Origin of the sequence: Falsiroseomonas sp. HC035 (assembly GCF_050563525.1) — a bacterium.
Taxonomy (GTDB): Bacteria; Pseudomonadota; Alphaproteobacteria; order Acetobacterales; family Acetobacteraceae; genus Falsiroseomonas.
This window is the reverse complement of record NZ_JBNXUN010000012.1, coordinates 23,556-36,349: the sequence shown is the minus strand read 5'-3', so window position 1 is coordinate 36,349 and position 12,794 is coordinate 23,556. Positions and strand designations below refer to the sequence as shown.

Here is a 12,794-nt window from a genome sequence, read left to right as displayed (position 1 = left end):
CCCAGCGGAGCCGCATCATGCCTTTCGACACCTCCGCCGCCCCAATCTCCCGGCCAGCCCTGGCCGCCGCGCTCGACCGCGCGCAGCGCGCCATTCCGCCGGCCTGGCCACTTGCGGCCACCGTCGCGGTGAACCCCTTCCTGGGCCAGGCCGAGGAAGGCCTCGCCACCACCGCGGCACGGCTGCGCAGGGTGGCCGGGCTGCCCGTCACCATGCCGCGCGCCTGGTATGCCGGACGCGTCGCCGCCGGCACGATCACGGAGGACGACCTGGCGGCCGCCTTGTCCGCGGCGGCCGCGCCGCATCGCCCGGATGGCATCGCGGCGCTGCGGGCGGCGCTTGATAAGCCAGCGCCTCCCCCATCTGCGCTGCCGACCATCGCCGACCTCGTCGCCGAGGCCACCGGCACGGACTGGCCCGGCATCATCGCCGAACGTCTCGGCGCCTTCGCCGCCGCCTGGTTCGACGAGGGCCAGGCGCTGTGGCCAGCCCCGAATCGCGGGTCGCCCTATGCCTCCTGGCGCGCTGCGGCGCTGCGCGACCTGACGCCTGAAATCCTCGGCCTTCCGGGCTTCTGCGCCCATGTCGCCGCGGCACCGCCCGAGGCCGAAGCCGCGGCGACCCGTGCGCTGTCTGCGCTGGGCGCACCTGACGCGGCGCTGGAGACGCTGCTGCACCGGCTGCTGATGACCCTCGGTGGCTGGGCGCAACTCGCCCGGCAGCGCGGCTTCGTCGCGGATCTCGCCAGCGGCACCGATCCGACGCTGGCGGAGCTGCTCGCCATCCGCCTGGTGTGGGAGGAGGCGCTGCTGGCCCGGCATGCCGAGCTGGTCGGCGCGCGGTGGAAGGCGGTGCTGGCCGCCCATGCGGAACCGGTCGCCGCCACGCCGGACGACGCGATCGACGCCATCCTGCAGGACGCGGCAGACCGGGCGGCGCAGCGCACACTGCTCGCCACGCTGCGGCCCGCAGCCGCCGAGACCGGATCCGCGCGCCCGGCCCTACAGATCGCGTTCTGCATCGACGTCCGGTCCGAAGTGCTGCGCCGGGCCCTGGAGTCGTTGGACCCGGGCATCCGCACCAAGGGCTTCGCCGGCTTTTTCGGCCTGCCCCTGGCGCACCGGCCCTTCGCCTCGGATGTGGTGGAGAACCGGTTGCCGGTGCTGCTGCGCCCAAGCCTGCTCACCTGCAGCGCCGCGTCGCCAGGCGAGGACGCGGACCGCGCCCGGATCGGGGCCCGGGCAAGGCGCGCCTGGGGCCGCTTCAGCCAAGCGGCCGTCTCCTCCTTCGCCTTCGTCGAATCGGCTGGGCCGCTGCATGGCTGGAGGCTGCTCCGGGATTCACTCAGCCTCGGACGCGCCAGCGCGAAGCCGGAGCCGGCGCCGCGGCCCGTTGTGGCGATGGCAGCCTCCGACCGCATCGCCACCGCCGAGGCTGTGCTGAAGGCGATGTCGCCGACCACGGATTTCGCGCCGCTCGTGCTGCTGGCTGGCCACGGGGCGAGCGTCGTCAACAACCCGCATGCCAGCACACTACAGTGCGGCGCCTGCGGCGGCCACCAGGGCGATGTCAGCGCACGCCTGCTGGCAAGCCTGCTGAACGATCCCGCGGTGCGGGAGGGACTCGCGGCCCGCGGCGTCACCGTTCCGCAGGATACGTTGTTCCTCGGCGCGCTGCACGACACGACGTCCGACGCGGTGACGATCTTCGAGGACGACCATCCATCCGCCCCGCATGTCGCGGCGCTGCGACAGGCGGAAGCCTGGCTGACCGCTGCTGGTGCCCTGGCCCGGGCGGAACGCGCCCTGCGGCTGCCGCGCGCCGCCTCCGCCGCGGCGGTTGTGCAGCGTAGCCGCGACTGGTCCGAGACCCGGGCGGAATGGGCGCTGGCCGGCTGCCGTGCCTTCATCGCCGCGCCGCGGGCCGCGACGCGGGGCCGCGATCTCGCCGGCACGGCCTTCCTCCACGATTATGACTGGAAGCTGGATGAGGGTTTCGGCGTGCTGGAGTTGATCCTGACGGCGCCGGTCGTCGTCGCCAGCTGGATCAGCCTGCAATATTACGGCTCTGTCGTGGCGCCGGAGGCCTTTGGCGGCGGCAACAAGCTGCTGCACAACGTCACTGGTGGCGTCGGTGTCGTCGAGGGCAATGGCGGCGCGCTGCGCACCGGACTGCCCTGGCAGTCCGTGCATGATGGCGAGCGGCTGGCGCATGAGCCGCTTCGGCTCAGCGTCGTCCTGGCGGCGCCGCAGGAGGCGACCGATGCCATCCTGCGGCGGCACCCACAGGCGCAAGCGTTGTTCGACAACCGGTGGCTGCACCTGTTCGCCATCGACGATCAGGGCACCGTCTCGCGCCGCCGCGGCGACGGCGCCTGGCGGGCCGAGGCACCCGGGGCCCTGGCCTGACCCCGGGCGTTGGCTTCAGCCGCCGTACAGGATCGAGTAGCCGTCCCAGTTCACGTCGATGTTGCTGCCGACGAGCACGGTGTGCATGTCCGCGACATCGTCGAAGCGACCGTTCGCGTCCGCCACGTCGACCAGGATGCGGGTTGCCGTCACGATGTCATTCCCCTCCCAGTTCAGAACCTGGATGTTCTTCTCGTAGCGGATCGAAAGACCCACGATCCCGGCCTCCACCGCCTGCGCATTGGCGGAGCCGGCGCCGAAGAACTGCACCTGGTCTGCGTCGATGCCGGTGAACTGGATCCGGTCACCGAGGTGGAAGTTCGTGATGTAGTCGCGCGCCTGGCTCGTCGTGCCCGATTCCGCGCGCAACGCGGCGCGGGACGAGCCCTCATAGACGAAGGTGTCGAAGTCGACGCTGCCGAACAGGTTGTCGCCGTCGTCGCCGCCCGAGATGAGGTTCGCGCCGCGGAAGCGCGCATCGGCGTAGACCGTGTTCGCCGCGACGTCACCGGCATGGATGACGTCCCGGCCGCCCTCGCCGTACAGATAGTCCGTGCCGCTGCCGCCGATGATGACGTCCCCGCTGCCTCCGGCCCAGACCACGTCGTTGTCCGCGCCGGTTTCGATGACGTCGTAGCCCATTGTGCCGCGGATCGACTGGTTGCCGGCGCTGCCGCTGACGATCATCGAATCCGCGGAGGATGCGCGCGATGCCAGCAGGGAGAAGACCTGCGAGTGTTCCGCATCCAGCCCGTTCTGGGCCGCATGGACACTGACCGCCGTGTCCGTCACCCGCAGGTGGTCGGCACCGGTCACTGCGTTGCCCGCGGCGGATTCGTTGTCGTAGGCCGCCACCGCATCGTTGATGCCGTAATAGGTCCGGCCGTTGGTATCTGTGGCATAGATACTCTCGGCGGCCGGACGGAAGATCTCGGCCGACGCGACGTTGAAGTGGCCCGAGACCTCGACGGACACCGCCCGATGATCGCCTTCCAGATCCGTCGCCGGATTGCCGCGCATGAAGCCCAGGCGTCCGGCGCTGCCATCGCCGATCGCGGCCAGCATCGCCGTGGTGCCGTCCTGCACCCAGAACGCGTAGCCAAGGCCGGAGGGACCGGTCGTCTCCTCGTTCGCTCCGACGAAGCTGCCGATCTCGGCGGCGTTGCCGCGGATGTAGGCGATATCGGTCCGCCCTGAGTTGCCGTAGCCGATGACGGTGCTGGCTTGGGCCGTGGTCAGGAAGGGCCAGCCATAGCTCTGCGTGGTCACCGCGATGTCGACCGCGGCGTTGCGCACCGTGGCGCCGATGGCGTCCACATTGGCGAAGGTGTCCTGGATGCCGAAGGTCACGGTGCCCGTCGCGCCGTCACGGGCCAGGATGGTGGCTGCCTCGCTGGCCTGGGCCAGGTTGCTGGCCGTGAGATCCACCGCGGCCGTGACAGCCGCCAGGTCGCCGTTCGCCAGGGCGTAGGAGCCGTCCACGATGCTGTAGACCGCAGCGGCATCGCGGGCATGGATAATTTCCGCCTGCCAGACGCGTGCCGCCTCGGTCGCCCCGACCGCGGTGGCGTGGATGACAATGTCCGCGACCCCTGCCGCCGAGGAGGCGAGGTTGCCCGCCGTGTCCGCAAGGCTGAAGGTCAGGTCGGCCAGCTCGATGGAGCCGCCAACGAAATCCTGCAGATTTGGCAGGGCCAGCAGCGCCTGCACCTGCGCCACGGTCACCGGACCCAGCGCGTAGCTGCTGAGCCGGACCACCTCGACATCGCCGAGGAAGCCCTGCGCCTCCTCGGACAGGATGCGCTGCCAGGTGTCCGTGAGCGCCGTGCAGGTCAGCCCACCATCACCGTTCGCCGCATCGATGGCCGCGAGGTCATCCACCGTGGCGACTCCGGTCGCCGCGACATCGGTGCCGGCCACGATGAACGGGTTCACCGCGCCGTCCGCGATCAGGTTTGCCAGCGAGTCGGCGATCGCCGTATAGACCAATGCACCGTCACCGTTGGTAGCGTCGATGGTCGTCAGCTGCGCGATCGTCGCGGCATCCTGCACCTCGACGTCGATGCCCGCGGCGACATAACCGCCGGTGTTCGCTGCCAGGTCCGCCGCCGTACCCGCGAGCGTGGTGTAGACGAGCGCGCCGTCGCCGTTGGCAGCGTCCAGCGCCGCAATCTGCGCCAGGCTGGCGGCGTCGGTCACCGTGATGTCGGTGCCCGGGATGATGAAGGCACTGACCGTATCGGCCACGACCAGGTTGGCCACGCTGTCGGCGATGGCGGAGTAGGCAAGCGGCCCTGGGACCGCAGCCGCGAGGGTGGCAAGGTCTGCAACTGTCGCGCCATCGGTCAGCGTCACGCCGCCCTGCGCGCCGGCGACCACGGGCCGTACCTCCGCTTCCTCAAACAGGTTCGCCAGGGCGTCACGGATCGCGTAGGTGCCGTTGACGGTGGAGGCCTCTGCCTGGGCCACCGAAAGGGTCAGGATGACACCCTCATCGACGTCGTAGGCGTCGACCGTGCCAAGGTCCGGGTTGCCGGACAAATCGACCTCCTCCGGCACCAGGACCGTCACATCGACCGCGGCATCGACGCGCGACAGGTCCGTGCCTGGCGTGATGTCGCCCAGCACCAGGATGCCGTTCTGCACCGCGATGCCGGAGAGCGCAGGTGCCTCGGCCGCCAGGATGAGGCCATCCAGGGCCAGCGCCTCGACCTCGTCGAAGTCGGTGACCGGCGCTTCGACGCCTTCCCGCCTGAAGCGCGCCGTGGTGCCTTCCAAGATCAGCACCAGGTCGCCACGTGCCGTCCCGGAGAAGATGACCGTGCCGTCGGCGTCCACCATGGCGGTGAAGGTCGGGGGCAGCGGCCGCCGGCCCTCCGCTTCGCCGTAGATGAGATAGTGCGTCAGCGGGTTCATGCCCGATATGCCGACGTCGGGATTCTCGGCCAGGTAGAACGCCGTGTCGAAGGCTTCCGAGGGATTGCGGCCCTCAAGCTCGCCAAACTCCAGATAGTGCTCGAGCGGGTTCAGGCCTGCCTCGGCGACATCGGGATTCGAGGCGAGGTAGTAGGCCATGTCGAAATGCGGCGAAGGGTCGCGGCCCTCTTGCCAGCCAAAGGCCAGGAAATGCTCGAGCGGGTCGATCCCGGAGGCCGCCACGTCGGGGTTGGCCTCTAGGTACCATTGCGCGTCGAACAGGGCGTTTGGAGAGCGACCTTCAGAGCGTCCGTAGGTCGTATAGTGATCCTGCGCGGTCAGCCCCGATTCCGCGATGTCGGGATTGCGCAGGATGTAGAAAGCTTCGTCGACGGGGAGTTGCCGGCTGAAAATCATGTGAACCAAGACCCTGAGCTCCAAGCGTAAATTCGCCTGAGCTATTTACTCTTGGCGTTACCTACAGTGTCGAGATGCTCCCATTCAACAAAATTATTAAAGATTCCTTATACGTTTGGAAGCAAGTACGTTATGGTTCAGTATAGTTTCCTTAATGCGACAACTTCGTCACTTCGGACAGGCTTCCAGCCTTCGCTAGCGCCATTTTCTGGAGGTGTGGCGAGTATTGGTTGTACCGCTGTTGCCCCCGCATCGCTCGGCTGTTCCCGCACCGCCGCCGGCCGGCCTGCATCGCGATACGAGGTGCGTCCGCACCCCCTCCGGTGAGGATCCCAAAACCCCTCAGCGAACCCTTTCCGGGTGCAGGGCTGCGCCCATCAGACGACTTTCGTCCAGCACGCATTCCCCTGGCTTGAAGCAACGGCCGCCGCGATGAACTGCATGCCCCGCATCCCCTCATCGATACCGGGCACCAGGGTGCAGGCGGCGTGCGGTGGGCGCGCCTCGCGCAGGGCCATGATCTGCTCGGCAAAGTCACGATAAATCTGGGCAAAGGCCTCGAGATACCCCTCCGGATGCCCCGCCGGTATGCGCGTGGCATGCGCGGCGGCCGGCAGGGCGCCGACGCCACCGCGTCGGATCGCGCGGGGCGGCTCGCCGAACGGCGAATGGAGCAGCAGGTTCGGCTGTTCCTGCGCCCATTCCAGTCCGCCGAGCGTGCCATACACCCGCAGCCGCAAGGCATTCTCCTGCCCGGGCGCAACCTGCGAGCACCAGAGCATGCCGCGGGCGCCGCCGCCGAAACGCAGGAGGATATGCGCGTTGTCATCCAGCGCCCGACCAGGAACGAAGCTTGCGAGATCGGCAGCGAGGCTTTCGACCCGCAAACCCGTGACGAATTCCGCCAGGTTGAAGGCATGCGTCCCGATGTCGCCGATGCTGCCACCCGCCCCGCTGCGCTGCGGGTCCGTGCGCCAGGCGGCCTGCTTCTGCCCGGTGCTCTCTAACGCATTCGTCAGCCAGTCCTGCGCATATTCCACCTGCACGACCCGCAGGTCCCCGAGCGTACCCGCCGCAACCATCTCGCGCGCCTGGCGCATCAGCGGATAGCCGGTGTAGTTGTGCGTCAGCGCAAACAACGCCCGGCTGGTCCCCGCCGCCTGTTCGAGGCTTCGTGCATCTGCCGCGGTGTGACACAATGGCTTCTCGCAGATCACGTGGATGCCGGCCTGCAGGAAGGCGATCGCCGGGCCCGCATGCAGGTGGTTCGGCGTGACGATCGCCACGACCTCCACCGCATCCTCCCGCACGGCTTCCCGCGCCACCATCTCCTGCCAACTCTCGTAGCTGCGATCCCGCGCCACATGCAGTTCGGCGGCGCTGGCGTGGGCCCGGGCCGGATCTGCGGAAAAGGCCCCCGCGACCAGCTCGTAGCGATCATCGATGCGTGCCGCGATGCGATGCACGCCGCCGATGAACGCGCCCTGCCCGCCGCCCACCATCCCGAGCCGCAAGCGCCGGCTCATCGCCCGAGACCCAGCATGGCGCGGTTCGCCGCGGCATCCGCGCCGCTCGCCGCGAAATCGTCGAAGGCGCGGGAGGCGACCTGGATGATGTGGGCGGCGATGAAGGGCGCACCCTCCGCCGCACCCTGTTCGCTGTCCTTGATGCAGCACTCCCACTCCAGCACCGCCCAGCCGTCGAAGCCGTGCTGGCTGAGGCGCGAGAACACCGCGCCGAAATCCACCTGCCCGTCGCCGAGCGACCGGAAGCGCCCGGCCCGTTGCGCCCAGGGCGCGTAGCCGGAATAGACGCCCTGACGCCCGGTCGGGTTGAACTCCGCGTCCTTCGCGTGGAAGGCGCGGATGCGGTCGTGGTAGATATCGATGAAGGCGAGGTAGTCGAGTTGCTGCAGCACGAAGTGGCTGGGGTCGTACAGGATGTTGCAGCGCGGATGGTTGGCCACGCGCGACAGGAACATCTCGAAGGTGGTGCCGTCGAACAGATCCTCGCCGGGATGGATCTCGTAGCAGACATCGACGCCCGCCTTGTCGAAGGCGTCGAGGATCGGCCGCCAACGCCGCGCCAACTCGTCGAAGGCGGTCTCGATCAGCCCTGCGGGTCGCTGCGGCCAGGGATAGGCGTAGGGCCAAGCCAGCGCGCCGGAAAACGTCGCATGCGCGGTCAGGCCGAGGCGGCGGGAGGCGCGGGCGGCCAGCATCATCTGCTGCACGGCCCAGTCCTGCCGTGCCGCTGCATTGCCGCGTACCTCCGGCGCAGCGAAGCCGTCGAAGGGGATGTCATAGGCCGGATGCACGGCGACAAGCTGGCCCTGCAGATGCGTGGACAGTTCCGTCAGTTCCAGCCCCGCCTCGGCCAGCGTGCCGCGCACCTCGTCGCAGTAGTCCTGGCTCTCCGCGGCGCGCGCCAGGTCGAACAGGCGGGCATCCCAGCTTGGGATCTGCACGCCCTTGTAGCCATGCCTGGCGGCCCAGCGCGCGATCGCCGGCAGGTTGTCGAAGGGGGCCGCGTCGCCGGCGAACTGGGCCAGGAAGATCGCTGGCCCCTTGATCGTCTTCATCCGCATCCTCCCCTGGGTCAGCGCCTTGCGAAATGCCGCGCGTTCACGGTGCGCAGTGCCTTCAGGTAGACATTCTGCTCCGTGCCGGGAATCAGCGTCACGTCATCCTGCGGCGAGGCCACCCAATCCCCGGTCCAGACTCCCAGCGTGCGGACCCCATCCGTCACGGGCCACAACCGGGCGCCGCTGACATAGTTCATCCAGGGCATCTCGCACTGCGTGATGCAGTAGGAAAAGCTGCGCTCGGTATCGTCCAGGTGCAGCAGCTTCTCATGCAGCGGGCTGCCGCCGAAGCGGAAGTCGCGGGTGCCGGAGACCTTGTCGCTGGGCACGCCGTCGATCATGCGCATCTGCGTGATGTCCTCATGCCAGGCGCCCATGCCGGCGAAGTCGCGGATCACCCGCCACACCGCATCGGCCGGTCCGTCCAGAACCGTGCTGCACCACACCTTGTTCGGCTGGAAGCCCGCCCAGCGGCGCGCCCCAGGCGGGGTGGTGCGGCCCGCGACCAAGGGCTTCAACGCATCCCACCCCGCCTGGAACACGTGCGTGCCGATGATCTCGACATACTTGCCACGATCCTCCGGCGCCTCGTCGAACACCGCCTCCCACTCCGCGAAGGTGCGGTCGCCATCGGTGACCGGCAGCAGGCGAACCCGCGCGACGTAATTCTCCACCGGGAAGGCAGGCGTCTCGAAATTGTAGGAGAAGGCGTAGTCACGGTCGCTGAAGCTGAGCAGCTTTTCGCGTACATGCGCGCCATTCGCCAGGTGGAAGCTGCGGATACAGCCGACCACGTCGGAGTCGAGACCGTCCTCGATCTCCGATCTCACGATGGCCCGGTTCCAGCTTGGCAGGCCGTTGAAGTCGCGGATCACCGACCAGACCGCCTCGACGGGCGCATCGAGAATGGTGGAGGCATAGGCACGGGCCATGGGATGCGTCCTCAGAAGGTGATCGATTTGAAGTCGCGGGTGCGGCCGCTGAGCGCGATTTCCGTCGGCAAGCGTTCCATGGAGGAGGCGCCGTAGAAGCCGTTGATGTTCGTCGTGTTGCGCAGGATGAAGGTGGCGTCTTCCGGCGTCGCGATCGGCCCGCCATGGCACAGCACGATGATGTCCGGGCGCACGCGGCGTGCCGCCGCCGCCCATTCGTCGATCAGCTTCGGGCAATCCTCCAGCTTCAGCGCCGTCTGCGCGCCGATCGCGCCGCCGGTGGTCAGGCCGAGATGCGGCACCAGGATGTCGGCACCGGCGCGCGCCATCTCCGCCGCCTCCTCCGCGTTGAAGACGTAGGGCGTGGTCAGCATGTCCTTCGCATGCGCCAGGCGGATCATGTCGATCTCATGCCCGAAGCCCATGCCGGTTTCTTCGAGATTGGCGCGGAAGGTGCCGTCGATCAGGCCGACGGTCGGGAAGTTCTGGATGCCGGCAAAACCGAGCGCCTTCAGCTCGTCCAGCAGATGGTCCATGATGGCGAAGGGGTCGGTGCCGTTGACCCCGGCGATAACAGGTGTGCGCTTGACCACCGGAAGCACTTCGCGCGCCATCTCCTTCACGATCTCATTCGCGTTGCCGTAGGCCAGCAATCCCGCGAGGGAGCCGCGGCCGGCCATGCGGTAGCGGCCGGAATTGTAGATGACGATCAGGTCGATGCCGCCGTCTTCCTCGCATTTCGCGGAAAGCCCGGTGCCCGCGCCGCCGCCGATGATCGGTTGCTTCCGGGCCACCATGGCATGGAAGCGGTCCAGCAATTCCCTACGGGTGAAGCGTGGCATGGTCAGGTGATCTCCCGGAAGGCGGCAAGGACTGCGTCCACGAATGCCCGGTCGTTGATCGCGGCAGGCACCTCGATCAGCTTGCGGTTGGGCGCTGGGACGAAGCCGGCACGGATGGTCTCGAACAGGGCGGCGTCCGCCTCAGGGTCGTGGAACGGCATGCCCGGCACGTCGATGGCGGAGACGCCGCCCAGCGGCAGCAGGAATCGCACCGGCCCTTCCATGCGGTTGAGCCGCTCCACCAGGAACTGGCCGATGGCACGATTTTCCGCCGGCGTCGTCCGCATCAGCGTCACCTGCGGATTGTGGATATAGAGGTTGCGGCCGCCGAACCGCGTCGGAACGCTGTCCCGCGCGCCAAAATTGACCATGTCCACCGCGCCGACGCTGCCGACATAAGGCAGCCGCGTGCGGATCGCGGCGCCGAGACGGTCGTCGTCACAGGGGAAGACGCCGCCCACCAGGAAGTCCGGCACCTCCGTCGTCGTCAGGTCAATCAGCGCCGAGACCAAGCCCGAATCCGCCAACTTCTCCATGCTGCGGCCGCCGGCACCGGTGGCATGGAAGACATAGCATTCGTGCGTTGCGTCCAGGGCCTCCCGCAGCATGGTCACGCAGGCGGTCGTGACGCCGAACATCGTCATGCCGATGCCGGGCTTCGCCGCGATCGCATCCCCAGGCAGCGCGTGCAGTGCCATGCCGGCGACCGCATGCGCGGCATTGGCAATGACTCGGCGCGAGATCGGGTTGAGCCCCGCAACATCCACCACCGAATACATCATCGCGAGGTCGGTCGGCCCGACATAGGCTGCGACGTTGCCCGATGCGACGGTGCTGACCATCAGCTTCGGCGTCCCGATCGGTAGCGCCCGCATCGCCTGCGTCACCAAGGCAGTGTTACCCGAGCCGCCCAGACCGAGCACCGCGCCGACATCCGTGCGCTCCGAAATCCAGTGCGTCAGCGCCTCGGCCATTGCCGCCACTGCGGCACCGCGGTCATCCCGGCCGAGCACGGCCCCAGCGCCCTGCGGGTGGTGCGCGGCGATTTCGGCGGCGGCCACATCGGCGCCCTCGCCGGCGCCCCTTGTGCCGACATCCACCAGCACGGGATCGGCACCCGCATCGCGCAGGCAGGTGACGGCGAAGCGCAACTCCTCCGCCTTCGTATCCATCGTGCCGATGACATAGACCCTTGCCATCCCCGCCTCTCCCCTCAGTGCCCGCCGCCGGCAACGCCGAGGTAGCGGCGTTGCAGGTCTGGATCTTCCGCCAGGCGCGTCGCCGGCATGGTCGTGGCGATGCGGCCCGTCACCATCACGGCAACCTCCTCCGCCACCTCCGTCGCGACGCGCAGGTTCTGCTCGACCAGCAACAGGCCCATGCCATCCGCCGGCAGCCCTCGCAGCACCTCGATCAGGTGGTCGACGATGACGGGAGCGAGACCCTCGCTCGGCTCATCCATGATGACCAGCCTGGGATTCATCAGCAGGGCGCGGGAGATGGCGAGCATCTGCTGCTCGCCGCCCGACAACTCGGTGCCGCCATTGCGGCGGCGCTCCGCGAGACGCGGGAAGGTTTCGTAGACTCGATCGATATTCCAGCGCGCGCCGCGGGTCGCGACAAGGCGCAGATGCTCATCCACGGTCAGCGAGGGAAAGGTGCGTCGCCCCTGCGGAACCAGCGCGATGCCACGGCGGGCGATCCGGAAGGGCGGGAGGCCGGCCAGCGGCGATCCATCCAGGCTGATGGCGCCCTCGCTGGCCCGAACCAGCCCCATCACGGCCTGGCACAGCGTGGTCTTGCCCATGCCATTGCGGCCGACGATGGCGACGGGCGCGGCGCCGATGCTCAGGGAGACGCCCTGAAGGATATGCGCCTGGCCGAAGCGGACATGCAGGTCACGGACCTCCAGCATCAGTGCCCGCCCCCGAGATAGATGGCCAGCACCACGGGGTCGGTGGCAATGCGGTCCGGCGGCGCTTCCACCACCACCTCGCCGTCCTTCATGACGGTGACGATGTCGGCCGCCGGCAGGGCGATGTCCATGTCGTGCTCGATCAGGATCAGCGTCAGCGTGCGCGGCAGGTCGTGCAGCAGCTTCAGCAGCTCCGGGCGGTCTCCGGGCGATAGACCGGCGGCCGGTTCGTCCAGCATCAGCACCCGCGGATCGCCGGCCAGCGCCATGCCGACCTCGAGCTGCCGGCGCTGGCCGTGGCTGAGGCTGGAGACCTCCGCCGCCAGCAGATGCGAAAGGCGCATGCGCTCCGCCAGCTCCCGCACCTTGGCGAGCGCCTCGTCGCCCGGCGCGGGACGGCGCAAGGAGAAACGGTTGGGCCGCGTGCCGCGCACGGCGACGAACAGGTTGTCCTGCACGGTCAGGCCGTTGAACAGCAGCGAGGTCTGGTAGGTGCGTCCGATGCCCAACCGCGTGCGCTGGTGTGGCTTTAGCCGCGTGATGTCGGTGCCGAACAGCGCGATGCTACCGGCGGTCGGCGGGAAGTCGCCGCAGATCGTGTTGAACAGTGTGGTCTTGCCGGCACCGTTGGGGCCGAGCACCGCGCGGCGTTCGCCCGGCTGCACGTCGAAGCTCACCTCATGCAGGGCCTGCAGGGCGCCAAAGCGGCGGCTGACGCCGCGAAGCGAGATGGCCGGTGGGTTCACGATCTGCCAGTGCTGGACATGCGGGGCCGGCGAA

The 12,794-nt window shown here is 68.6% G+C and carries 9 protein-coding genes; 1 reads left to right on the top strand and 8 read right to left on the bottom strand.

What is annotated here, in order from left to right; all coding sequences use genetic code 11:
• Positions 1-17 precede the first annotated feature (17 nt).
• Complete coding sequence (locus ACLF3G_RS21420) at positions 18-2,408, top strand: YbcC family protein (RefSeq protein WP_430671442.1); 2,391 nt, start codon at positions 18-20, stop codon at positions 2,406-2,408.
• A 15-nt stretch (positions 2,409-2,423) separates the two neighbouring features.
• On the opposite strand, the gene ACLF3G_RS21415 is transcribed toward ACLF3G_RS21420, so the two are convergent.
• The 8 genes from ACLF3G_RS21415 to ACLF3G_RS21380 all read right to left on the bottom strand — a co-directional run bounded on the left by ACLF3G_RS21415 (position 2,424) and on the right by ACLF3G_RS21380 (position 12,760).
• Entirely contained in the window at positions 2,424-5,741 is a 3,318-nt protein-coding gene (locus ACLF3G_RS21415; RefSeq protein WP_430671441.1) for a hypothetical protein, read from the bottom strand.
• A gap of 377 nt (positions 5,742-6,118) precedes the next feature.
• A complete protein-coding gene (locus ACLF3G_RS21410; RefSeq protein WP_430671440.1) occupies positions 6,119-7,267 on the bottom strand; it encodes a Gfo/Idh/MocA family protein in 1,149 nt (382 codons plus the stop codon).
• Positions 7,264-8,322, bottom strand: coding sequence for a sugar phosphate isomerase/epimerase family protein (locus ACLF3G_RS21405; RefSeq protein WP_430671439.1), 1,059 nt, complete (start codon positions 8,320-8,322; stop codon positions 7,264-7,266). Before ACLF3G_RS21405 ends, ACLF3G_RS21410 begins: the two co-directional genes overlap by 4 nt.
• Positions 8,323-8,339: 17 nt before the next feature.
• The gene (locus ACLF3G_RS21400) at positions 8,340-9,257 is read right to left on the bottom strand and encodes an SRPBCC family protein (RefSeq protein WP_430671438.1); all 918 of its coding nucleotides are present in this window, start codon (positions 9,255-9,257) and stop codon (positions 8,340-8,342) included.
• Between the two features lie 11 nt (positions 9,258-9,268).
• Positions 9,269-10,099 carry a phosphoenolpyruvate hydrolase family protein gene (locus tag ACLF3G_RS21395; RefSeq protein WP_430671437.1) on the bottom strand — a complete coding sequence of 277 codons (831 nt, stop codon included), beginning with the start codon at positions 10,097-10,099 and terminating at the stop codon, positions 9,269-9,271.
• Between the two features lie 2 nt (positions 10,100-10,101).
• A complete protein-coding gene (locus tag ACLF3G_RS21390) occupies positions 10,102-11,298 on the bottom strand; it encodes a Tm-1-like ATP-binding domain-containing protein (protein WP_430671436.1) in 1,197 nt (398 codons plus the stop codon).
• A 14-nt stretch (positions 11,299-11,312) separates the two neighbouring features.
• Positions 11,313-12,014 carry an ABC transporter ATP-binding protein gene (locus ACLF3G_RS21385; protein WP_430671435.1) on the bottom strand — a complete coding sequence of 234 codons (702 nt, stop codon included), beginning with the start codon at positions 12,012-12,014 and terminating at the stop codon, positions 11,313-11,315.
• Positions 12,014-12,760 carry an ABC transporter ATP-binding protein gene (locus ACLF3G_RS21380; protein ID WP_430671434.1) on the bottom strand — a complete coding sequence of 249 codons (747 nt, stop codon included), beginning with the start codon at positions 12,758-12,760 and terminating at the stop codon, positions 12,014-12,016. The genes ACLF3G_RS21385 and ACLF3G_RS21380 overlap by 1 nt, the downstream gene beginning before the upstream one ends.
• Positions 12,761-12,794: the final 34 nt, after the last annotated feature.

Excerpts from the sequence above, each read along its gene's own strand:
- ACLF3G_RS21420 (WP_430671442.1), top strand. The coding sequence starts at position 18 with ATGCCTTTCGACACCTCCGCCGCCCCAATCTCCCGGCCAGCCCTGGCC.
- ACLF3G_RS21415 (WP_430671441.1), bottom strand. The coding sequence starts at position 5,741 with ATGATTTTCAGCCGGCAACTCCCCGTCGACGAAGCTTTCTACATCCTG.
- ACLF3G_RS21410 (WP_430671440.1), bottom strand. The coding sequence starts at position 7,267 with ATGAGCCGGCGCTTGCGGCTCGGGATGGTGGGCGGCGGGCAGGGCGCG.
- ACLF3G_RS21405 (WP_430671439.1), bottom strand. The coding sequence starts at position 8,322 with ATGAAGACGATCAAGGGGCCAGCGATCTTCCTGGCCCAGTTCGCCGGC.
- ACLF3G_RS21400 (WP_430671438.1), bottom strand. The coding sequence starts at position 9,257 with ATGGCCCGTGCCTATGCCTCCACCATTCTCGATGCGCCCGTCGAGGCG.
- ACLF3G_RS21395 (WP_430671437.1), bottom strand. The coding sequence starts at position 10,099 with ATGCCACGCTTCACCCGTAGGGAATTGCTGGACCGCTTCCATGCCATG.
- ACLF3G_RS21390 (WP_430671436.1), bottom strand. The coding sequence starts at position 11,298 with ATGGCAAGGGTCTATGTCATCGGCACGATGGATACGAAGGCGGAGGAG.
- ACLF3G_RS21385 (WP_430671435.1), bottom strand. The coding sequence starts at position 12,014 with ATGCTGGAGGTCCGTGACCTGCATGTCCGCTTCGGCCAGGCGCATATC.